Genomic DNA, 20953 nt, shown 5'->3' with positions numbered 1-20953 from the left:
CCACAGACCCCACACCGGGATCGGCGGCCAACGCCCCTCAGACCGTGTTCACAACCTCACGGGTCAATACAGCTAGCCCTGGTAGAGCAGTGCCATGTAGGCGCCGCGCAGCAACTGCACCTCAAGGACAAGCTGCTGGAAGCTCCACGCGCGCGGAGGCCGGCAGGTGATGAGCGACATCGGCCCGTCCCGCAGTTCGAGCAGCTCGACACCTTCGACCTTGAGCAGCGTCTCCGGGCGAGCGCGGGCGAGGAGTGCGCGCACGACCTCTTCGCTCGTGCCCGCGTCTCGCGGCGCGTCGAATTCGAAGGTGAGCGCGTGGATGTCGATGAACAGTGAGTCGGTGTCGTCGAGTTCGTCGCGCTCCCCGGCTTCGCGCGCTTCCTCGCGGTACACGTAGCCGAGCACGTCGTCGCCGGCCGGCATCGTGACGATGAGGCCGCGGCCGGGTTCCAGCTGCTGGCGGAGCGAGCGGCAGACGTGGGCGAAAGCGAGGTCCTCAACGTCGATGACGTCGACGGTGACGTCGACGGCTCCGTCGTCGCCGATCTCGACGCCGTTGGGGAGGGTGTACGTGTTCGCCATGCCGTCAGTCTTCCAGAACGGGAGGGCGCGGATGCGCGCGTCGTCTCACGCGCCGCCCGCGCGCAGGCGCCTGGCCGCTCCGGCCAGCCAGAGCTGGACTCCGTCGGCCATGATGCGTGGGTCGAGCCCAGAGATGGCTGCGATCTGGTCGAGGCGGTAGCGGACCGTGTTGCGGTGGGTGCCGAGCTCGTCGGCGACCTGCGCGATCTGCCCGGAGTGCGCGAAGTAGGCGTCGAGGGTCGCGAGCAGCGTCGAGCCGTGCTCGTCGTCGTGCGCTTCGAGGGGGCCGAGCACCTCGGCGGCGAGCTCGAGCACGGGCACGTCGCGGCTGGCGAGGAGCAGCGACGAGATCGAGAGCCGTGCTGACGTGGCGACGTCGACGTCCTGCGGAGCGTTGCGCAGCGCATCCCTGGCCTCGAAGTAGCTCCAGCGCAATGCGAGGGAGGCGGGGTAGAGGTCGCCGATGCCGACGCGGGCGGCGATCCCCGCCGAGCGCGCGAGCCCGATGAAGGCCTCGGCCGCGGCGGGCATGCGCGTGCGCTCCGGCGTGATGATCAGCAGACGGCCGTCGAAGACGGCGGAGACCGACGACTGCAGCTCGGCGGGCAGGGGGAGGGCGGTGAGTTCTGCCGTGCGGCGCTCGTCTGTCTCGGCCACGAGGACGCGAGCGGCCTGCCCCGTGGCGACGCCGAGCGCGGTGAGGCGGCGCTCGGCATCTTCGACCGTGTAGGTGCCGCGGATGAGGTCGTGCAGCACGTGGCCGGAGGCGTCGCGGGCGGCGCGCACGCGGCGAGTGTCCTGGATGAGCTGCAGGCTGAGCAGCGATCGCGCGTAGTTGACGAGTCCCTCGTTCACGCGCGGGGTCGTGATGTGCAGGGTCGCGCCGGCGGACTGGCCTGTAGAGATGGGCAGCGCATCCCATCCGGTCACCGATTCGTCGTGCACGGCAAGGCTGCCGGCGAGGAGCTCCCCGAGGCGGGTGACGGCGACGCGCGAGTTCGTGAGCTTGGCGAGGCGCAGCGCGAGTCCGGTGATGCCGCCGTCGGAGAGGAGTGCGGTGACGAGCTGCTGCTGCTGGCGGTGCTCGCTCTCGAGGCGCGAGTGCTGCGCATCGGTGCTCGCCTGGGTGACGACCTTCGTGAGGGCGGCGAATGGGGTCTCGTAGGCAACCTCGAAGAGGGGCAGACCTGCCTGCTCGGCGGCAGTGACGAGGGCGGCGGGCACGCTGTCGTGGGTGAAGCCCGTGCCCACGCCGAGCGCGACGGTGTCGGCCGCGACCAGGGAGTCGACGAACGAGCGGTACGCACGCGTGCCGCGCAGCCGCATCCCGGTTGTGAGCACCAGCTGGCCGCCGGTGAGGAAGGGCTGCGGGTTCAGGAGCTCGGTGGTCGCCACCCATTCGATGCCGGCCCGCAACGCCTGCGGCTGGCCGGTGAGCAGGGTGAGGCCCAGCGAAGGGTTCGCGAGCAGCGTGTCGACCGTGGCGAGCATGCACCGATTGTACGCACCACCTAGACGAATGCACAGAAGCCTCCTGGGACATCGTGCGCGTGCCCATTCGTCTCGTCGCGGAGAACCGCGTAGCCTTCAGGGCATACCAAGAGGTCGAACCCCGAGGAAGGAAGCACCGTGACGGAGTTCCGCATTGCCCAGGAGCGCAAGCTCGAAGGCGCCATTCCAGGCCCCAAGTCGCAGGCCCTGACCGCGCGTCGCGAGGCGAGCGTCTCCGCATCGCTCGTTCCCGCAGTCCCCGTGTACGCGGCTGACGTCGACGGCGCCATCATCCGCGACGTCGACGGCAACCAGCTCGTCGACTTCGGTGCCGGCATCGCCGTCACCAACGTCGGCGCATCCCACCCCCGCGTCGTCGCGGCCGTGCAGGAAGCCGCATCGCACTTCACGCACACCGCGTTCGGCATCACCCCCTACGAGGGGTACGTCGCCGTCGCAGAGAAGCTCATCGAGATCACGCCGGGCGACCACGCCAAGAAGGCGGTGCTGCTCAACTCCGGCGCCGAGGCCGTCGAGAACGCGGTCAAGATCGCCCGCCACTCGACCGGCCGCAACGCCGTCATCGCGTTCGACCACTCGTTCCACGGCCGCACGAACCTCACGATGGCCCTCACGGCGAAGAACATCCCATACAAGGACGGCTTCGGCCCCTTCGCGCCCGAGGTGTACCGCGCGCCCATGAGCTACCCGTACCGCGACGGCCTGACCGGCGCAGAGGCGGCAGCGCGCACGATCGACGTCATCGAGAAGCAGGTCGGCGGCAACAACGTGGCTGCGATCATCATCGAGCCGATCCAGGGTGAGGGCGGCTTCATCGTCCCGGCCGAGGGCTTCCTCCCCGCGCTCGTCGAGTGGGCGAAGGCCAACGACGTCGTCTTCATCGCCGACGAGGTGCAGGCCGGCATGTGCCGCACGGGCGCCTGGTTCGCGTCGGAGCACGAGCAGATCGTGCCAGACCTCGTCACGATCGCCAAGGGCGTCGCGGGTGGCATGCCCCTCTCGGCCGTCGTCGGCCGCGCTGAGATCATGGACAGCGTGCACGTCGGCGGACTCGGCGGCACCTACACGGGCAACCCGGTCGCAACGGCCGCCGCCCTCGCCACGATCGGTGTCATGGAGGACGAGCAGCTGTCTGCCCGTGCCCGTGAGATCGAGACCATCGTGAAGACGCGCTTCGAGGCGCTCAGCGCCGAGCTCGGCGAAAACACGATCATCGGCGAGGTGCGCGGACGCGGCGCCATGCTGGCGTTCGAGTTCGTCGAAGCCGGCACGGCCACGACCACGAAGAAGCCGAACGCGGCGGCCGTCAAGGCGATCGTGGCGGATGCCCTCCACCAGGGCGTCGTGCTGCTCTCGTGCGGCACGTACGGCAACGTCGTCCGTCTCCTCCCGCCGCTCACCATCACGGACGAGCTGCTGAACGACGGTCTCGACGTGCTCGAGGCAGCGATCCGCGCGCAGGCGTAGGACGCTCGCGCCCCGATTCGGGCGCGCACCAGGCCGCCGGGGTTAGTAGCCCGGCACCAGAATCTCGACGCCCCGGCACATCCCGCGCCGCCGGGGCGTCGAGGTGTCTCTGCGCGCAGGTTGAGAGCTGCACGCGCTGCGTCGTCTGCGTCTGCGTCTGCGTCCGCGCCTGTGTTCACAGGCGCAAACATGCGAAGAATGCAGGTTCGTTGCGAAACGAACCTGCATTCTCCGTATGGATGCACCGGGCGGGGGCAGGGATGCGCGCAGGGAGTGCGCGGGGAGTGCGGGCGGGCGGGGTGCGTGCGGGGCGCGCGGGCGGGGGCAGGGGATGCGCGCGCCGACGCGGTCAGGCGGCCGGGGCCTGCTTCGCCGCGCGTTGGGCTTTGATGGTCTTGAACGCGTTCTGGCCTGCGATGAAGAGCAGGTAGGCGCCGAAGAGGATGCTGCCGAGCCACGGGTCGACGAGGACGGCGCACCAGACGCCGACGAGGCTTGTGAGGGCGGCGGTGAGGCCGATGGCGGCGGCGGCCTTGAGGTCGACGTTGCCGCGCTTGGCGTTGCCGAACGTGCCCGTGATGGTCGTGGGGATCATGACGAGGAGGCTCGTGCCCTTGGCTTCGAGGTCGCTGGAGCCGAAGAGGAGCATGAGGGCGGGGACGAGGATGACGCCGCCGCCGACGCCGATGAGGCCGGAGATGATGCCGGTGATGAGGCCGAGTGCGACGAGCATGAGCGAGGTGAGCGCGGTGATGTCGACCTCGGCGTCGCGGCTCGGCACGGCGAGGAACAGCGAGACGGCGACGCCCAGCAGGAAGACGATGAACATCCACCGCAGTACGAGGAGCGGGAGCTTGCTGAGCAGCCAGGAACCGATCCAGGCGCCGACGATGGCTCCGGCGATGAGGATGAGCCCGGCGATCCAGTTGACTGATCCGGTGAGGACGTAGCCGATGACGCCCACGATGGCCGGCGGGATGATCGCGGCGAGCGAGGTGCCCGCCGCGAGGCGCTGGTCGAAGGCGAGGAGCGCGGTGAGCGCTGGCACGATGATGGTGCCGCCGCCGACGCCGAGGAACCCGGAGAGGAAGCCGGCCGCGAGGCCGATCGAGATGAGCACGACCCAGTCGCGGCGGGTTCGTGCGGTGGCGGGGGAGGTCATGGGGTTCCTTCTCAGCTGGGCGTGCGGAGCTGGGGGCGGATGGCGCGCCTCCGGAGAGCAAGGATAGTGCGCGGGCTCGCCCTGCCCGTCTCGCCGGTGGGCGGATGGGCGGATGGGCGGTGCTGGGCGGCGCGGGTTAGGGGCCGGTGGGCTGCACGCCCGCGGCGAGCCCGAGTCCGTGGATGAGCGCCTCGAGGCCACGTTCGAAGGCGAGTTCGCGGAGTTCCTCTGCCGGGTGCGCGGCGACCGATGCTGCGAGGGTGGGGGCCGTGGCGGCGTGCTCGCCGAGCTCGAAGAGGTCGAGCGGGGCGTTGAGGTCGTAGGCGGAGCCGTAGATGAACGACTCGATCGCGACGACGGCCGGCATGATGCTGGAGGCGGGCCAGCCCGCGCTTCGGAGTCCGGCGGCGACGCTCTCGTACATGGCCAGGGTCTCGATCGCGCCGGCGACCGGCATCTTCGCGATGGCTTCGACGAGCGAGTCGTGTTCTTTCATGACGAGGCGGTAGCTGCGGGCCCACGCCGCGAGAGCGGTGTCCCACGGTTCGGTCTCGAATGCTGAGGCGTCGACGGCGGCCATGAGCCGGTCCTCGATCCAGCGGAGGATTTGGCGCTTGGAGTGGGCGTGGTTGTAGAGCGCCGCGGGGGTCACGTCGAGCGCCTTGGCGAGCTTTGCCATGGTGAGGGAGTCGTAGCCCTCGTGGGTGGCGACGCGCATGGCGGCGTCGGTGATGCGCTTCTGGGTGAGGATGCGCGTGCGGGGTCGCCCAGCCCGCCGCTGTCCGTCAGACTCCACGTGTTCGGTGTTGCTCACAGGCCCTCCTGGTCACCGACCATATCCCCTCGCATTTGCTGCTTGTTCGAGGGGCCGGTGTCGACTAACGTAAATGAATCCTGTTTATTTGGATGCTGCGATCACTTGTGAACGCCATCCTGACTCACTTCGACGGCGAAGCCAGGGCGCTTGGGGCTGTCACAACGGAAAGAGCGGAAATGCAGACCATCGAACGCGACGTCGTCATCATCGGAGCGGGACCGTCCGGCCTCACAGCAGCCCGCCGCCTCACGCAGGCAGGCAAGACGGTCGCCGTGCTCGAGGCGCGAGACCGCGTCGGCGGCCGCACCTGGAGCAACGTCATCGACGGCCAGTTCTTCGAGATCGGCGGCCAGTGGGTCTCGCCCGACCAGACGGCGCTCCTCGCGCTGCTCGAGGAGCTCGGCAAAGACACCTTCTCGCGCTACCGCGAGGGCAAGTCGGTCTACATCAGCCCCAAGGGCGAGCGCACCGTCTACGAGGGCGACACCTTCCCTGTCAGCGAGCACACCGCCGCCGAGATGGACCGCATGATCGAGATCCTCGACGGCCTCGCCGCCGAGATCGGCCCGACCGAGCCGTGGGCACACGCTAAGGCGCGTGAGCTGGACACCATCTCCTTCCACCACTGGCTCCGCCAGCAGTCGAGCGACGAGGAGGCCTGCAACAACATCGGCCTGTTCGTTGCCGGCGGCATGCTCACGAAGCCGGCTTTCGCATTCTCGGCCCTGCAGGCGGTCCTCATGGCCGCATCCGCCGGCTCCTTCTCGAACCTCGTCGACGAGAGCTTCATCCTCGACAAGCGCGTGGTGGGCGGGATGCAGTCGGTGAGCCAGCAGATGGCCGCGGAGCTCGGCGACGACGTCGTCTTCCTGAACAACCCCGTGCGCTTCCTGCACTGGGAGGACAACGGCGCTGGCCAGGCCGCATCCGTCACCGCGGTCGCCGACCACATCACGGTCACGGCGCGGCACGCCATCATGGCCGTGCCCCCGAACCTCTACTCGCGCGTCTCGTTCGTGCCCGCGCTCCCGCGCACGCAGATGATCGTGCATCAGCACATCTCCATGGGCCTCGTGATCAAGGTGCACGCTACCTACGCGACCCCGTTCTGGCGCGAGGAGGGCCTGAGCGGCACGTCCTTCGGTGCGGGGCACCTCGTGCAGGAGGTCTACGACAACACCAACCACGAGGATGAGCGCGGCACGCTCGTCGGCTTCATCACCGACGAGGCCGCGGAAGCGATGTGGGCGCTCGGCGAAGACGAGCGCAAGGCAGCCATCCTGGCCGCCATCGCTGAGTTCCTCGGGCCGAAGGCCCTGGAGCCCGAGGTGTTCTACCTCTCCGATTTCGGCGCGGAGGAGTGGACGCGAGGCGCCTACGCCACGAGCTACGACCTCGGTGGCCTGCACCGCTGGGGAGCCATTCAGCACGACCCGGTGGGGCCGATCTTCTGGTCGAGCTCCGACCTCGCTGCCGAGGGATACCAGCACGTTGACGGCGCTGTGCGGATGGGCGAGGCTACGGCCAAGCGCATCCTCGAGTCCTGAGCGCCCTCGGCATCTGAGATCGGAGAACCAGCATGACGCAGCGTTTTGTAGTGGGCTACATCGCGAGCGATCGGGGCCATGACGCCCTGGCACTCGCGTCCTTCCTCGCCAAGGGCACGGACACGGAGCTCATCATCGCGATGATCACCCCTGAGACGTCGCCGTACAGCGGCACGCATCCGCTTCCCCTCGATGACGCGGACAGCATCATCGGCAAGCAGATCGAAACCTGGATGGATGAGGCCCTCGCGCAGGTGCCGGAGGGCATCGTCGCGCGGGGCGTCGTGCGCAGCGCCTCCGGCGAAGCGCAGGGGCTGATGGATGTGGCCGCGGAGTTCGGCGCGGCCGCCATTGCCATCGGGGCCGCCACGACGGCGCTGCTGCGGCAGTTCACGGTCGGCACCGTCGCATCCACGCTGCTCCACGCCTCCCCGCTGCCCGTCGCGCTCGCGCCGGCCGGGTTCGCCGAGGAGGGCCCCGTCACCCGCATCACCACGCTCTTCGGGACGCGCTCGGGGGCCGCAGCGCTCATCGGCACCTCGGTGGAGAGCGCGCTGCAGCGGGATGTGCAGCTTCGCTTGCTTTCGCTCGTGCAGCTCGACCGGGTGCCGCCGAGCCAGGTGCAGGAGGTCGACGAGTTCGTGCGTGAGTTCGGCGGCGCGGTGCTCGCCGGTCGCGCCGAGGCGCTCCTCGAGTCAGGCAAGGCCACCGTCGAGACGGTCGAGGGCGAGAGCCTCGAAGCCGCCCTCGAGCGCGCCGACTGGAAGTCGGGGGATGTCGCATTCGTCGGCTCGAGCCGACTCGCCCAGGGCGGTCGCATCTTCCTCGGCGCCCGCGCGCAGCGCCTGCTTCGCGTGCTGACCGTGCCGATCATCGTCGTGCCGCGCGCCGCGCAGCCCGCAGAGTCAGGAACAGGGCAATGACCCAGACATCGAACGACACGGAGCGCGGTGGGCTCAGCTCGAAGGGCCTGTCCGCAGGCAAGGTCGGCGTCATCGGCGCCACCGTCATCGGCGTCTCGTGCATCGCTCCGGCGTACACGCTGACCTCGGGGCTCGGCCCGACCATCTCGCAGGTTGGCCTGCAGACACCCGCGATCCTCTTCATCGGCTTCATCCCGATGGTGCTCGTGGTCTTCGGCTACCGCGAGCTCAACTCGGCGATGCCCGACTCCGGCACGACCTTCACGTGGGCGTCGCGCGCGTTTGGGCCGTGGATCGGGTGGATGGGCGGATGGGGGCTCATCGCGGCCACCGTGCTGGTGCTTTCCAACCTGGCGGCCGTCGCCGTCGACTTCTTGTTCATCCTGCTGGCGCAGATTTTCCAGAATCCGGAGCTCGCCGACCTCACGACCGTGCTCTGGATCAACATCCCGGTCACCATCCTCTTTACGGCGCTCGCCGCGTGGATCTCGTACCGCGGTGTCGAGGCGACCGAGAAGATTCAGGTCGGGCTCGTCGCGTTCCAGCTCATCGCGCTCGCCTGGTTCATCGTCGCCGCGTTCATGCACCTGAGCAACAACACGGCCTTCGACCCGACGCCGGTCGAGCTCTCCTGGTTCAACCCGTTCGAGCTCGGCGACATGGCGGTCGTCGCCGCCGGCGTCTCGCTGTCGATCTTCCTCTTCTGGGGCTGGGACACGGTGATCACGATGAACGAGGAAGCGAAGGACCCGAAGAAGACGCCGGGTCGCGCCGCGATGCTCACCATCATCGTCATCATGGTCATCTACCTGCTCACGACGCTTGCGGTGCTCGTCTTCGCGGGCATCGGCACGGAGGGGCTCGGCGCCGGCAACCCGGAGAACCAGGAGAGCATCTTCGCCGCCCTGGCAGGTCCGGTCATGGGACCGTTCGCGCTGCTCATGTCGATTGCGATCCTCTCGTCGTCGGCGGCCTCGCTGCAGTCGACGATGGTGTCGCCGTCGCGCACGCTGCTTGCGATGGGCCACTACGGGGCGCTGCCGAAGCGGTTCGCGGCCGTCAGCCCGCGCTTCAAGTCGCCGTCGGTCGCGACGCTCGCTTCGGCGATCGCCGCCGTCGCCTTCTACGTCGTGATGCGCCTCCTCTCGGAGAACGCACTGTGGGACACGATCGCGGCCCTCGGCCTCATGATCTGCTTCTACTACGGCGTTACGGGCCTCGCCTGCGTCTGGTACTTCCGACACAGTCTCTTCGACACGGCGCGGAACTTCTTCTTCCGTTTCCTGTTCCCGCTGCTCGGTGGCATCGTGCTGCTGTACTTCTTCTACGAGACCGCGGTGGCGTCGCTCTCGCCGACCTTCGGGTCGGGGTCTGCGCTCTTCGCGACGAGCTACGACGCCGACGGCATCGCGCAGGATGGCATCGGCCTCGTGTTCGTGCTCGGCATCGGCGTGCTGCTGCTCGGTGTGGTCATCATGGTCGTGCAGTCGATCAAGAACCCCGCGTTCTTCCGCGGAGAGACGATCCAGGTCGGCAACGACCGCGACACTCGAGCCGTCGAGGTGCTGAAGGACTAGCCGTCCGGACCCATCTGCGCGTGCTGACCGTAGCCGGCGGGCACGGTCAGCGCGCGCAGGTGGTGTCCTCTGCGGTCCGGCCGACGATGTCGTCGGAGAGGGTCAGCGGCTCGCTCGGCGCGTCCGCGACCTCCTCGGGCTGCTGCGCGTCGTCCGGCGACTGCGGCGCGGGCGCATCCGCTGCCCCCTCGTCCTGGAACGAGAGCGGGAGGTCGGCGCGGAGCGTCGCGAAGATCGCGTCGGTCTCCTCGATGATCGGCTCGACCCGGTTCGGGTCGGCCCAGTAGGGCGCGACGGGCAGCTGCAGCATGACGATGCGATCGAGGTCGACGTTCGAGAGCGTCTGCGCGAGAGCCACGAGGCTGCTCGGCTGCGCCAGCGCCTCGTCGACGGTCATCGCTTTCGAGGCGGCGTCCGCGAGTCCGTAGAGGGCGCCCGGGTTGGTGAGCGTGCCGGCGCTCGTCACCTTGCGGGCGAGGGAGGCGAGGAACGCCTGCTGTGCCTGGATGCGCCCGAGGTCGCTGCCGTCGGCGAAGCCGTGGCGGGTGCGGAGGAACGCGAGTGCGGCCTCGCCCTGCAGGCTGTGCGTGCCTGCTGTCATGTAGAGGCCCGAGTAGTCGTCCGAGATGTCGTTTTCGACACACACGTCGACGCCGCCGATCGCCTCGGTGATGCCGATGACGCCGTCGAAGCCGACGACGATGAAATGGTCGATGGGCAGGCCCGTGAAGGCCCGCACGGTGTCGAGCGAGCAGAACGGGCCGTTCTCGAGAACCCCGTTGATCTGCACCGCCTCCTGCGCGGGCACGACCGCGCCGTCCGGAGTTGTGCATTCCGGGGTCGGCAGCATCGTGTCGCGAGGGATGCTGATCAGCGTCGCGTCCTCGCGGTCGGCGGACACGTGCAGCAGCATCATGACGTCGGACCTCGCGCCTCCGGCCTCCCCGTAGTCGGCGCTCGTCTGTCCGTCTCTGGAGTCAGACCCCATGATGAGGATGTTAACGGCGCCATCCCATCCCGAGATCTCGGTGCCCGTGCCGTCCGCACGACCGACGGCGTTGTCGGCGAGGTTGCCGACGACCTGGAAGTAGGTCGCCGAGACGAAGCTGATGCCGGCGATCATGGTCACGCAGACTGCGGCCGCGGCGGCGACCATGAGGCGCCGCCTGACGTACTTCGCGCTCGTTCGGCGACGGCCGGCGGCGTGACGGGTTCCGCTGCGCGCCTGGCGGCGTCGCGCGGCAGCGGGGGAGTGCGCCGCGCGGCGAGGTCGGCGCTGGGGTTCGACGTCGTCGCCGCCGTTCAGGAGCGTCTCGATGACGGGATGCGGGTCTGTGGGCCTCTTCATGGTCCCTCTCGTCGGAGGTCGCTGCCCACCATCGATCGAGCGGGGGACACGCGTTGGCAGCTGCCAATGTCTCTCGCGGTCCGCTCGAATGCAAACCGGAGCGCCGTCGCGCCCCTCCGCCGTTCTGTCGATTCACGTCACATTTCCGGGCCGTTTCGGAGCATTGACGGGTCGGAGGCGATGCGTCATCATCACCAAATGACAACATCGGAAACCTCAGCTGCCGCGAAGCTCAACGAAGAGCTGCATGGCGGAGGGTTGAGCGCGAAGGGGCTCTCAGCTGGCAAGGTCGGCGTGCTCGGCGCGGCGGTCATCGGCGTCTCCTGCATCGCGCCCGCATACGCGGTCACCTCGGGGCTCGGGCCCACCATCGCGGAAGTCGGCGTCTACACGCCGGCGATCATGATGGTCGGCTTCATCCCCATGCTGCTGGTCGTGTTCGGCTATCGAGAGCTCAACAACGCCATGCCCGACTCGGGCACCTCGTTCACCTGGGCGTCGCGCGCGTTCGGGCCGTGGATCGGGTGGATGGGCGGTTGGGGACTCATCGCGGCCACCGTGCTGGTGCTCTCGAACCTGGCGGCCGTCGCCGTGGACTTCTTCTTCATCATGCTCGCGCAGATCTTCCGGAACCCGGAGCTCGCCGACCTCACACGCGTGCTGTGGATCAACATCCCGATGACCGTGATCTTCACGGCCCTCGCGGCCTGGATCTCGTACCGGGGCGTCGAGTCGACGAAGAAGGTGCAGTACGTGCTCGTGGTGGTGCAGCTCATCGCGATCGTCTGGTTCATCATCGCCGCGTTCGTGCACGTCGCCAACGGCACCGCCTTCGACGCGACGCCCATCGAGCTGTCGTGGTTCAATCCGCTCGAGGTTGGCTCGCTCGCTGCGATCTCGGCGGGGGTGTCGTTGTCGATCTTCCTGTTCTGGGGCTGGGACACGGTGATCACGATGAACGAGGAGGCGAAGGATCCGGAGAAGACGCCGGGCCGTGCCTCCATGCTCACGATCTTCGTCATGGTCGCCATCTACGTGCTCATGACCCTGGCGGTGCTCGCGTACGCCGGCATCGGCGAGGAGGGCCTCGGTGCTGGCAACCCGGACAACCAGGAGAGCATCCTCGCCTCGCTGGCTGAGCCGATCATGGGCCCGTTCGCCCTGCTCATGACGGTCGCCGTGATGTTCAGCTCGGCGGCGTCGCTGCAGTCGACGATGGTGTCGCCGTCCCGCACGCTGCTCGCGATGGGGCACTACGGGGCGTTGCCGAAGTCGTACGCGAGCGTGAGTCCCCGGTTCAAGTCGCCGTCGGTCGCGACGATCGCGTCGGCGGCGGCCGCCATCGTGTTCTACATCGTGTTGCGGCTCCTCTCCGAGAACGCGCTCTGGGACACCATCGCGGCACTCGGGCTCATGGTCTGCTTCTACTACGGCGTCACCGGTCTCGCGTGCGTCTGGTACTTTCGCCGGTCGCTGTTCGCGACCACGCGCAACTTCTTCTTCCGCTTCCTGTTCCCGCTGCTCGGCGGCTTGGCCCTGCTCTACTTCTTCTTCGAGACGGCCAGGGCGTCGCTGTCGCCGTCGTTCGGCTCCGGGTCGGCGATCTTCGCGACGAGCTACGACGCCGACGGCATTGCGCAGGACGGCATCGGACTCGTGTTCGTGCTTGGGGTGGGCGTGCTGCTGCTGGGGGTCGTGCTGATGGTCGTGCAGTACTTCCGTAGCCCAGGCTTCTTCCGGGGCGAAACCATCAAGACGGGCGCCGATGGAGACGCCGAGCCGGCGCCGGCGCTCCAGTAGTGGGGATGGGGCACTCAGCCGGCCTCGCGATAGGCTGGCCCGGTGAAGATCGCGCGCTTCGAATACCAGGGCCAGCTCACCTTCGGCATCCTCGATGAGGAGGAGAAGGTCTACGTCAAGCTTGCAGGTGATCCCCTCTACCTCGGCTACGAGACGCTCGACGAGCGAATCCCGATCGACCAGGTGCAGCTGCAGTCGCCAGTGCTGCCGCGCTCGAAAGTCATCGGCTTCGGTCGCAACTACGCCGAGCACGCCAGCGAACTCGGCAACGAGGCCGCCGAGGTTCCCATGATGTTCCTCAAGCCCAACACCTCGGTCATCGGCCCGCGCCACCCGATCGTGCTGCCTCCCCAGTCGGAGCGTGTCGATCATGAGGCGGAGCTCGCCGTCGTCATCGGCCAGGTCGCCCGCAATGTGCCGGCCTCCGACGCCGGGCAGGTCATCTTCGGATACACCATCGCCAACGATGTCACGGCCCGCGACCTGCAGAAGAGCGACGGCCAGTGGGCTCGCGCGAAGGGCTTCGACTCGTTCTGCCCGCTCGGGCCAATCATTGAAACCGACTTCGACCCGTCGAGCGGCCGCATCACCGCCGAGGTCAACGGCGAGCTGCGCCAGCAGGGGGACCTCTCGCAGATGATCACGTCGGTCGCCAAGCTCGTGGAATACGCGTCGAGCGTGTTCACGCTGCTGCCAGGCGACATCATCCTCACGGGCACGCCCGCGGGTGTCGGGCCCCTCGCGAAGGGCGACACCGTGACCTGCACGATCGAGGGCATCGGCTCCCTCTCCAACCCCGTCACCGCGCGGTAGCGCCGCCCCTGCTCCCGCCGCGCCTCGGCGGCGCGGCCCAGTGCATCCACGCACCGCTGTCCTTCGAACGGTCCTCTCTGCTCACGCGAGAGGGCCGTTCTGCTGACTGCCCCTGGTGCTCCCGTGCCGGGGGTGGCCGGATGCTCGTGGCTGCGTCCGACGATTTTTGCGGGCCTGGATCGTCGGCGGGGCTTGCGCGGGCATGCGGTGTTTCATACGATGTGTGCAGTTACTGCAACCGCGTTGCAACATATGCAACACATTCCCAACGAAGTGGATGGAACCCCATGAAGCGACGTACGTCGAAGCTGGCCCCGCTCGCGCTCCTCGCGGCGGCGGCCACCGTGCTCTCCCTCTCCGGCTGCGCAAACCGGGCAGGAGGAGACGCTGGAGGCGAGGAGTTCCCCTCGCAGGCCATCACGTTCTACACGCCCACACAGGCCGGGGGTGCGACCGACCTCACAGCCCGCACGCTCGCGACCCAGCTCGAGACCGAGCTCGGACAGTCGATCGTCGTCGACAATCGCCCAGGCGGGGCAGGCTCGGTCGGCATGCAACACGTCGCCGGCCTCTCGCCGGACGGGTACTCGATCATGGTCTTCCCTGTCGAGGTGAGCATGCTCGGCCACCAGGGCTACGACATCGACCCGGCCAACTACGACTTCCTCGGCATCGTCAACGAGCAGCCGGGAACCATCGCCGTGCCCGCAGACAGCCCCTACCAGACCCTCGAGGAGCTCGTGGCTGCGGCCGAAGCGAACCCGGGGAGCGTCACCATCTCGAACGCGGGCCCAGGATCGATCTGGGAGGCGGGCGCGACCGAGCTCGGCAACGTCGCAGGCGTCGAGTTCCAGGGCGTGCCCTTCGACGGCGGTGCACCGGCGGTGACGGCAGCAGTCGGCGGCCAGGTGGACGCCGTCGTCGCCGGAATCGGCGAGACCGCCCCGGCGAACGAAGATGGCCGCCTCCGCGTGCTCGCCGTCTTCACCGAAGAACGCGCACCCGCGCTTCCGGACGTGCCCACCGCCGCTGAGGCCGGCTACGACGTCGTCATCGGTAGCTGGGCCGCCGTCGGCGCACCGACCGGCCTCGACCCGGCCGTCAAGGAATCCCTGCAGGCTGCCCTCGAGACCGCCGCAGGCAGCTCCGAGTACGTCGAACTCATCGAGTCAGGCGGCAACATCCCCGTGTTCATCCCCGGCGACGAGGCGACCGACTTCGTGAAGGCCGAGAACGAGCGCTTCGCAGAGCTGTTCGGTGAGTAGAGACGTGACCGTCATGAACACTCCAGTCGAGGCGAACCCCCTCGATGCGGCGCTCGGCGTCGACGACGCCGCCCCCGACTCGCGGCCCGCAAGCCGACGCAGGGAACTGCTGATCGCCGCCGGTGTGATCGCCGTCGGCGGCGCATCCATCGCCCTGGCCTTCGCCGTCGTCCCCGCAACCGGAGGCGACCCGTTCGGCCCACGCTGGTGGCCAACCGTGCTCGGGGCGGCCATCGCGCTGCTCGGCGTGCTCCTCGTGGGCGTCGCCATCCGCAAGCCCGACGCCCCGAGCGAGGACGCCCCCACCAAGCGCGGACTCGTGCGGATGCTCCTCATGCTCGCGGCGATCGCGGCCTACGGCGTCGCCTGGTACTACGTCCACTTCGTCGTCGTCACGCTGCTCCTCGCGGCGGGCCTCACCTACGTGCTCGGTGGTCGCGGCTGGCGCGACCTCATCCTCTTCCCCGTCATCGTGACGGTCGTGCTCTACGGCGTCTTCGGGCTCCTGCTAGGGGTGCCGCTGTGAACGGCATCACCGAAGGGCTCGGCGCGCTCCTCGACCCCACCATCGCCCTCTGCCTCGTCATCGGCGTGCTGCTCGGGACGCTGGTCGGCGCCATCCCCGGCATCACGGCGACCATGGCCGTCGCGCTCGCAGCCGGCTTCACCCTCACCCTCGAGCCGCTCCAAGGCCTCGCGGTGCTGCTCTCCATCTACATCGCGGCGCAGTTCGGCGACCGCGTGCCATCGATCCTCATCAACACCCCGGGCACGCCAGCCTCCATCGCCACGACCTTCGACGGCTACCCGCTCGCGAAACAGGGAAAGGCAGGCATCGCACTGACGAGCTCCGCGCTCGTCTCGGCCGTCGGGTCGTTCGCGGGCATCCTCATCCTGCTGTTCCTCGCGCAGCCCATCTCCGGCTTCGCGCTCAGCTTCGGGCCGATCGAGATGTTCGCGCTCGTCGTCTTCGGCCTCACCATGATGATCGGCGTCTCCGGCGACCGGGTCATGAAGGGTCTCGCGGCCGGAGCCTTCGGGCTGTGGCTCGGCACGATCGGCAACGACCCCATCTCCGGCGACCAGCGGTTCACGTTCGGCATCCCGGAGCTCTCGAGCGGCATCCCGTTCATCGCCGCGATCATCGGGCTCTTCGGCATCGCCGAGGTCTTCAACCAGGTCGTCTCGTCGAAGAAGGGACCGGAGCCCCAGCCCATCACGCAGCTCGGGAAGTGGTGGCCCACCAAGGCCGAGCGGAAGCTCCTGCGCAAGCCGACCGCCATCGGCACCGGCATCGGCGCGGTCGTCGGGGTCATCCCGGCCGCCGGCGGCGACATCGCCGGGGTCATCGCCTGGGACCAGGCGCGGCGTGCCTCCAAGACTCCCGAGAAGTTCGGCAAGGGCGCCCTCGAGGGCGTCGCGGCCGCAGACAGCTCGAGCACCGCCACCATGGGCGGGTCCGTCACCACGACGCTCTCCCTCGGGGTGCCGGGCGACTCGGTCATGGCCGTCATGCTCGGCTCCATGATCGTGTGGGGCCTGCAGCCCGGCCCGAGCCTCTTCGCGAACCGCCCCGACCTCGTCTTCAGCCTCTCCGCGATCATGCTGCTCGCCACCGTCCTCGCGCTCGCCCTCGCGCTGGTGCGCATGCGCGGCGTCGTCAAGCTGCTCGCGATGCCGAAGCGCTACCTCTCGGTGGTCATCGTCACGTTCTGCATGGTCGGCACCTTCGCGGTCTCCAACTCCGTGTTCGATGTTGTGCTCATGTTCGCGTTCGGGCTGCTCGGCCTCGCCATGCGCCGCTTCGGGTTCCCGCCAGGACCGCTCGTGCTCGGGCTCATCCTCGGACCCCTCGCCGAGGGCAACCTGCGGCGTGCGCTGCTCATCGACGGCTACGGCGCGGTCTTCACGAGCCCCATCGCGCTCACCCTCATCATCCTGAGCATCCTCGCCGTTCTCGCCCCGCGCATCCGCGCCCTGCTGAAAGGACGGTCGTCGCGTGAGCGCACCGAAGAGCCCATTCTCAAGTGAGGCCCCGGCCTCGCAGCACCGCCCCGCAGCCGGCAGGGTGCTGTGCCTGGGGGAGACGATGGCCATGGTCACACCGACCACCGTCGCCCCCCTCCGGGAAGCGGTGAGCTTCGCCGTCAAGGCGGGCGGCGCCGAGTCGACGGTCGCCATGTACCTCGCCGACTCCGGCGTGCCGTCGAGCTGGGTGAGCTGGCTCGGCGACGACCCGCTCGGATGGCGCCTCCTCGACGAAGTGCGCGCCAGCGGCGTCGACGTCGCCGGCGTGCAGCTGGTGGCCGGTGCCCCCACCGGGGTCTACTTCAAGGACCCGGGGGACGGCGCGACAACCGTCTACTACTACCGCGCAGGCTCGGCCGCATCGCGCATGGACTCGACCGTGCTCGCCCAGCTCGACTGGGACGGTGTCGAGGCGCTGCACGTCACCGGCATCACCGCCGGGCTGTCGGCGAGCTGCTCGGGGATGCTCGAAGCGGTCATGCTCGAGGCGCGGCGCCGAGCGGTAGTCGTGTCGTTCGACGTGAACTACCGTCCGGGGCTCTGGAGCGTCGAGGCCGCCGGACCGCGTCTCGCCGCGCTCGCGGCGATCGCCGACCTCGTGTTCGTCGGCCGCGATGAGGCAGAGACGCTCTGGGGCGAAGGGCATCCTGAGACCCTGCACGCAGCCCTCGGGCTGCGAGGCAGGCTCGTCGTGAAGGACGGCAGCGTCGGTGCGACCGAGGTCGCCGTCGTCAACGGCACAACCCTCGTCGAGTTCGTGCCCGCGCATCCCGTCGACGTGGTCGAGGCCGTCGGGGCGGGAGACGCCTTCACCGCCGGCTATCTCGGTGCCATGCTTGGCGGCGAGCCCGTCGATGCGTGCTTGAACCGAGGGCACGGGCTCGCAGCCCGCACCCTCGGCAGCACACACGACTTCGTCCCGGCCTGATCGGAGCACCACCTTGTCCCAGAGCATTCACCGCGCCGCAGAGATCCTCGAATACGTGAGCCTCGCGCCGCGCACCCAATCGGAGATCGCGGCGAAGCTCGGCGTGCACCGATCGACGGCCCTGCGGATGCTGCAGACGCTCACCGAGACCGGGCTCACGCGGCGCCACGCCGACGGCAGGTACGGGGTCGGCTACCGGCTGAGCGGCCTCGCACGCGCCGCGAGCGACCAGTTCGACCTGCGCAACATCGCGCGCCCCGTGCTGCAGGAGCTCGGTGAGGACTGCACGCACACCGTGCACCTCGCCGTGCTCGAAGGCGACCGCATCGTGTACGCCGACAAGATCGAGCAGCCGGGCATGGTGCGGTTGTACTCGCAGATCGGACAGCCCGTGCTGCTGCACACGGCGGGCGTCAGCAAGGCGGTGCTCGCGCATCAGGACGCGGCGAAGACCGACCGGATGCTCGAGGGCTACGAGTACACCGCGTACACGGAGAACACGCTCATCTCACGGGCCGCCCTCGACGCCGACCTCGAGCGCACCCGCGAACGAGGGTGGGCCGTCGACGACGCCGAGTACGAGAACTTCATCAACTGCATCGCGATGCCCATTCGCGACGCCAGCGACACGGTCGTCGCGGCCGTGTCCATCACCGCACTGAAGGCCAGCGCCGACCTCGACGCGCTCGCCACCTGGCAGGAGCGACTGCACGACGTCGTCCTCGCCATCTCCCACGACATCGGCTGGAGGCCACATGACTGACACCTTCGACACCATGTTCGCGGGGTCGCCCGTCATGGCGATCCTCCGCGGCTACACTCCGGAACGCACCGTCGAGCTCGCGAAGCTCGCCTGGTCGCTCGGCATCTCGAGCGTCGAGGTGCCCATTCAGAACCCCTCGGCGCTCGAGGCGCTCAGCGCCGTCGTCCGAGCCGCCGAGCCGGGCGGCCACGCGGTCGGCGCCGGAACGGTCATCTCACTCGAGCACGTCCGACAGGCGAAGCACGCGGGCGCCACCTTCACGGTCGCCCCCGGCCTCGACCCGGCCGTCATCGAGGCGGCGCTCGACGCCGGCCTCGCCCCGCTTCCCGGCGTCGCCAGCGGCACCGACATTCAGCTCGCCGTGTCGCTTGGGCTGAACTGGGTCAAGGCGTTCCCCGCGAGCGTCCTCGGCCCCGAATGGTTCTCAGCCATGCGCGGCCCGTTCCCCGACGTCCGCCTCGTCGCGACCGGCGGCATCAACGCGGCCAACTCGCCCCACTACCTGGCGGCAGGCGCAGACGTCGTCGCCGTCGGCAGCGCCCTCGAAGACGAGGCGCAGCTGCCACTGCTCGCCGCGCTCGGCGCATCCGCAGCCGCGCGCTGAACCGCGCCGCGCATCCACCACACCTCGACAGGAAGAGCCACATGACCGCCCAACTCACTCCCCGCTACAGCCCAGCAGAAGACCGCTACGAGCGGATGCAGTACCGCCGCGTCGGACGCAGCGGACTGCAGCTGCCCGCCATCTCGTTCGGCACCTGGCACGGGTTCGGCGACGACACCCCGCTCGCCAAGCAGCGCGAGCTGCTGCGGCACGCCTTCGACCTCGGCATCGTGCACTTCGACCTCGCCAACGGCTACGGCCCGCCCTTCGGGTCGACGGAGGCGAACGTCGGCCGGATCCTCCGCGAGGACTTCGCTGGTCTCCGCGACGAGCTCGTGCTGTCGTCCAAGGCCGGCTACCCCGTGTTCCCGGGGCCGAACGGCTCGGGCGGCGGCCGCAAGCACCTCATGGGCAGCCTCGACAACAGCCTCCGCCTGCTCGGCACCGACTACGTCGACATCTTCTACAGCCACCGCTTCGACCCTGAGACGCCGCTCGAGGAGACGGCGACCGCGCTTGACGCGATCGTGCGCAGCGGCCGAGCACGCTACGTCGGCATCTCCTCGTACTCGGCGGAGCGGACGACCGAGATTGCGGGACTGCTGCGCGAGCTCGGCACACCGCTCCTCATCTCGCAGCCCTCATACTCGCTGCTCAATCGGTGGATCGAGGAGGGTCAGCCGTCGGTGCTCGAGGCCAACGCGAGCGAGGGCGCGGGCATCATCGCGTTCTCCGGACTCGCCCAGGGGCTGCTCACGAACAAGTACCTCGGGGGAGTGCCAGAAGGGTCCAGGGCAACGCAGGGCAAGACGCTGCGCGACGGGATGCTCAGCGACGAGAACCTTGAGCGGGTGCGGGCGCTCAACGCCATCGCCGAGCGCCGCGGCCAGACGCTCGCGCAGCTCGCGATCGCGTGGGTGCTGCGCGACGAGCGCGTGACCTCGGCCCTCATCGGCGCGTCCCGCACCGCGCAGCTCGACGACCTCGTGCAGTGCCTCGACGCCGAGCCGTTCAGCGACGCGGAGCTCGCCGAGATCGACACGCACGCGGTCGACGGGGGCATCAACATCTGGACGGCGTCGTCAGATGCCTGAGTCGACCGAGACCGTGCCGGTCGAGGCCGCGCCGACCGAGGCCGTGTCGGCCGACACCGCGCCGGCTCCGAGTCTCGAGGCCGCGGCGGCTGCTGACCTCGAGCGCATCCGCGCCGAAGAGGCGGAGCTCGTCTTCCCGCGCTTCACCCGCGACGATGCGTGGCGCCTCGGCTCGCGCCTGCGCGAGGTCGCATCGGAGCGCTCGCTGCCGGTCGTCATCGGCATCGTCGTCGGGCAGCAGCGCGTGTTCCACGCGGCGCTCGACGGTGCAGTGCCCGACAACGACGCGTGGCTCGAGCGCAAGACGCGTGCCGTGCTGCACTTCGAGCAGTCGTCGCTGGGGGTCGGCGCCCTCTTCCGCTCGCTCGGTCGCGTCTACGAGGCGGAGTCGAGGCTCGACCCCACGGAGGTCGCGGCGAACGGCGGGGTCTTCCCGATCCGGGTCCCCGGGGTCGGCGTCGTCGGCGCGGTCGGGGTCTCCGGCCTGCCGCAGGTGGAGGACCACGCCTTCGTCGTGGAGCAGCTCCGAGCGTTCCTCGCCGCGGCGTAGGCGCGCGAAGCGGCGCCGGCGCGATCACGCCGCGCGCCGCATCCGCTGGTCGCTGCCAGCCGAATGGCCCTTCCCGCAGGTGCGAGAAAGGCCTGTCATGTCGCAGGACATCGGTGACAGTTCTGTGTCAGGACATCGGTGACAGTTCCGGGGGTTTTGGTGGTGACACT

19 protein-coding genes are annotated in these 20953 nt (G+C 69.1%); 14 read left to right on the top strand and 5 right to left on the bottom strand.

Annotation, left to right across the window (positions count from 1 at the left end):
• Positions 1 to 72: 72 nt before the first annotated feature.
• Both ACPYN9_RS16800 and ACPYN9_RS16795 read right to left on the bottom strand, forming a co-directional pair.
• Positions 73 to 585 carry a hypothetical protein gene (locus tag ACPYN9_RS16800; RefSeq protein WP_424467973.1) on the bottom strand — a complete coding sequence of 171 codons (513 nt, stop codon included), beginning with the start codon at positions 583 to 585 and terminating at the stop codon, positions 73 to 75.
• 45 nt (positions 586 to 630) lie between these two features.
• Complete coding sequence (locus tag ACPYN9_RS16795; RefSeq protein WP_424467971.1) at positions 631 to 2076, bottom strand: PucR family transcriptional regulator; 1446 nt, start codon at positions 2074 to 2076, stop codon at positions 631 to 633.
• A gap of 138 nt (positions 2077 to 2214) precedes the next feature.
• On the opposite strand from ACPYN9_RS16795, the gene gabT reads away from it, so the two are divergent.
• Positions 2215 to 3564 (top strand): 4-aminobutyrate--2-oxoglutarate transaminase, encoded by a 1350-nt coding sequence (gene gabT, locus ACPYN9_RS16790; RefSeq protein ID WP_424467969.1) that lies wholly within the window; start codon positions 2215 to 2217, stop codon positions 3562 to 3564.
• Positions 3565 to 3913: 349 nt separating this feature from the next.
• Here gabT and ACPYN9_RS16785 read toward each other — a convergent pair whose 3' ends face one another.
• Positions 3914 to 4726 carry a sulfite exporter TauE/SafE family protein gene (locus tag ACPYN9_RS16785; protein WP_424467967.1) on the bottom strand — a complete coding sequence of 271 codons (813 nt, stop codon included), beginning with the start codon at positions 4724 to 4726 and terminating at the stop codon, positions 3914 to 3916.
• 136 nt (positions 4727 to 4862) lie between these two features.
• Positions 4863 to 5540 carry a TetR/AcrR family transcriptional regulator gene (locus ACPYN9_RS16780; protein WP_424467965.1) on the bottom strand — a complete coding sequence of 226 codons (678 nt, stop codon included), beginning with the start codon at positions 5538 to 5540 and terminating at the stop codon, positions 4863 to 4865.
• Positions 5541 to 5719: 179 nt separating this feature from the next.
• On the opposite strand from ACPYN9_RS16780, the gene ACPYN9_RS16775 reads away from it, so the two are divergent.
• From ACPYN9_RS16775 to ACPYN9_RS16765, 3 genes are read left to right on the top strand one after another with little or no spacing between them, the layout of a single operon-like run.
• Positions 5720 to 7090 (top strand): flavin monoamine oxidase family protein, encoded by a 1371-nt coding sequence (locus ACPYN9_RS16775; protein WP_424467963.1) that lies wholly within the window; start codon positions 5720 to 5722, stop codon positions 7088 to 7090.
• A 32-nt stretch (positions 7091 to 7122) separates the two neighbouring features.
• Positions 7123 to 8013: a universal stress protein gene (locus tag ACPYN9_RS16770; RefSeq protein WP_424467961.1), complete on the top strand. Its 891-nt coding sequence runs from the start codon at positions 7123 to 7125 to the stop codon at positions 8011 to 8013.
• Entirely contained in the window at positions 8010 to 9590 is a 1581-nt protein-coding gene (locus tag ACPYN9_RS16765; protein WP_424467959.1) for an APC family permease, read from the top strand. Before ACPYN9_RS16770 ends, ACPYN9_RS16765 begins: the two co-directional genes overlap by 4 nt.
• 46 nt (positions 9591 to 9636) lie before the next feature.
• Here the strand turns inward: ACPYN9_RS16765 and ACPYN9_RS16760 are convergent, their stop codons facing one another.
• Positions 9637 to 10938 (bottom strand): LCP family protein, encoded by a 1302-nt coding sequence (locus ACPYN9_RS16760; protein ID WP_424467957.1) that lies wholly within the window; start codon positions 10936 to 10938, stop codon positions 9637 to 9639.
• A gap of 198 nt (positions 10939 to 11136) precedes the next feature.
• Between ACPYN9_RS16760 and ACPYN9_RS16755 the strand changes: the two genes are divergently transcribed.
• From ACPYN9_RS16755 to ACPYN9_RS16710, 10 genes are all read left to right on the top strand, one after another.
• Complete coding sequence (locus ACPYN9_RS16755; RefSeq protein WP_424467955.1) at positions 11137 to 12738, top strand: APC family permease; 1602 nt, start codon at positions 11137 to 11139, stop codon at positions 12736 to 12738.
• 42 nt (positions 12739 to 12780) lie between these two features.
• Positions 12781 to 13551 carry a fumarylacetoacetate hydrolase family protein gene (locus ACPYN9_RS16750; protein WP_424467953.1) on the top strand — a complete coding sequence of 257 codons (771 nt, stop codon included), beginning with the start codon at positions 12781 to 12783 and terminating at the stop codon, positions 13549 to 13551.
• A gap of 287 nt (positions 13552 to 13838) precedes the next feature.
• A complete protein-coding gene (locus tag ACPYN9_RS16745; protein WP_424467951.1) occupies positions 13839 to 14816 on the top strand; it encodes a tripartite tricarboxylate transporter substrate binding protein in 978 nt (325 codons plus the stop codon).
• A gap of 13 nt (positions 14817 to 14829) precedes the next feature.
• Positions 14830 to 15342, top strand: a complete 513-nt coding sequence (locus tag ACPYN9_RS16740; protein WP_424467949.1) for a tripartite tricarboxylate transporter TctB family protein — start codon at positions 14830 to 14832, stop codon at positions 15340 to 15342.
• On the top strand, positions 15339 to 16847 hold the full coding sequence (locus ACPYN9_RS16735; protein ID WP_424467947.1) for a tripartite tricarboxylate transporter permease: 1509 nt from the start codon (positions 15339 to 15341) through the stop codon (positions 16845 to 16847). The genes ACPYN9_RS16740 and ACPYN9_RS16735 overlap by 4 nt, the downstream gene beginning before the upstream one ends.
• The gene (locus ACPYN9_RS16730; RefSeq protein ID WP_424467945.1) at positions 16816 to 17772 is read left to right on the top strand and encodes a sugar kinase; all 957 of its coding nucleotides are present in this window, start codon (positions 16816 to 16818) and stop codon (positions 17770 to 17772) included. Before ACPYN9_RS16735 ends, ACPYN9_RS16730 begins: the two co-directional genes overlap by 32 nt.
• 13 nt (positions 17773 to 17785) lie before the next feature.
• On the top strand, positions 17786 to 18535 hold the full coding sequence (locus tag ACPYN9_RS16725) for an IclR family transcriptional regulator (protein ID WP_424467943.1): 750 nt from the start codon (positions 17786 to 17788) through the stop codon (positions 18533 to 18535).
• Positions 18528 to 19139: a bifunctional 4-hydroxy-2-oxoglutarate aldolase/2-dehydro-3-deoxy-phosphogluconate aldolase gene (locus ACPYN9_RS16720; RefSeq protein ID WP_424467941.1), complete on the top strand. Its 612-nt coding sequence runs from the start codon at positions 18528 to 18530 to the stop codon at positions 19137 to 19139. The genes ACPYN9_RS16725 and ACPYN9_RS16720 overlap by 8 nt, the downstream gene beginning before the upstream one ends.
• A gap of 41 nt (positions 19140 to 19180) precedes the next feature.
• A complete protein-coding gene (mgrA, locus tag ACPYN9_RS16715) occupies positions 19181 to 20233 on the top strand; it encodes an L-glyceraldehyde 3-phosphate reductase (protein ID WP_424467939.1) in 1053 nt (350 codons plus the stop codon).
• On the top strand, positions 20226 to 20783 hold the full coding sequence (locus ACPYN9_RS16710) for a heme-degrading domain-containing protein (protein WP_424467937.1): 558 nt from the start codon (positions 20226 to 20228) through the stop codon (positions 20781 to 20783). The genes mgrA and ACPYN9_RS16710 overlap by 8 nt, the downstream gene beginning before the upstream one ends.
• Positions 20784 to 20953: the final 170 nt, after the last annotated feature.

It is taken from the genome of Pseudoclavibacter helvolus (assembly GCF_049707175.1).
In the GTDB taxonomy this organism is placed as follows: domain Bacteria; phylum Actinomycetota; class Actinomycetes; order Actinomycetales; family Microbacteriaceae; genus Pseudoclavibacter; species Pseudoclavibacter helvolus_A.
Note: the sequence above shows the minus strand (reverse complement) of the source record. Positions and strands in the feature narration are given on the sequence as shown.

Excerpts from the sequence above, each read along its gene's own strand:
- ACPYN9_RS16765 (WP_424467959.1), top strand. The coding sequence starts at position 8,010 with ATGACCCAGACATCGAACGACACGGAGCGCGGTGGGCTCAGCTCGAAG.
- mgrA (WP_424467939.1), top strand. The coding sequence starts at position 19,181 with ATGACCGCCCAACTCACTCCCCGCTACAGCCCAGCAGAAGACCGCTAC.
- ACPYN9_RS16710 (WP_424467937.1), top strand. The coding sequence starts at position 20,226 with ATGCCTGAGTCGACCGAGACCGTGCCGGTCGAGGCCGCGCCGACCGAG.
- ACPYN9_RS16795 (WP_424467971.1), bottom strand. The coding sequence starts at position 2,076 with ATGCTCGCCACGGTCGACACGCTGCTCGCGAACCCTTCGCTGGGCCTC.
- ACPYN9_RS16745 (WP_424467951.1), top strand. The coding sequence starts at position 13,839 with ATGAAGCGACGTACGTCGAAGCTGGCCCCGCTCGCGCTCCTCGCGGCG.
- ACPYN9_RS16720 (WP_424467941.1), top strand. The coding sequence starts at position 18,528 with ATGACTGACACCTTCGACACCATGTTCGCGGGGTCGCCCGTCATGGCG.
- ACPYN9_RS16785 (WP_424467967.1), bottom strand. The coding sequence starts at position 4,726 with ATGACCTCCCCCGCCACCGCACGAACCCGCCGCGACTGGGTCGTGCTC.
- ACPYN9_RS16775 (WP_424467963.1), top strand. The coding sequence starts at position 5,720 with ATGCAGACCATCGAACGCGACGTCGTCATCATCGGAGCGGGACCGTCC.
- ACPYN9_RS16770 (WP_424467961.1), top strand. The coding sequence starts at position 7,123 with ATGACGCAGCGTTTTGTAGTGGGCTACATCGCGAGCGATCGGGGCCAT.
- ACPYN9_RS16800 (WP_424467973.1), bottom strand. The coding sequence starts at position 585 with ATGGCGAACACGTACACCCTCCCCAACGGCGTCGAGATCGGCGACGAC.
- ACPYN9_RS16740 (WP_424467949.1), top strand. The coding sequence starts at position 14,830 with ATGAACACTCCAGTCGAGGCGAACCCCCTCGATGCGGCGCTCGGCGTC.
- ACPYN9_RS16755 (WP_424467955.1), top strand. The coding sequence starts at position 11,137 with ATGACAACATCGGAAACCTCAGCTGCCGCGAAGCTCAACGAAGAGCTG.
- ACPYN9_RS16760 (WP_424467957.1), bottom strand. The coding sequence starts at position 10,938 with ATGAAGAGGCCCACAGACCCGCATCCCGTCATCGAGACGCTCCTGAAC.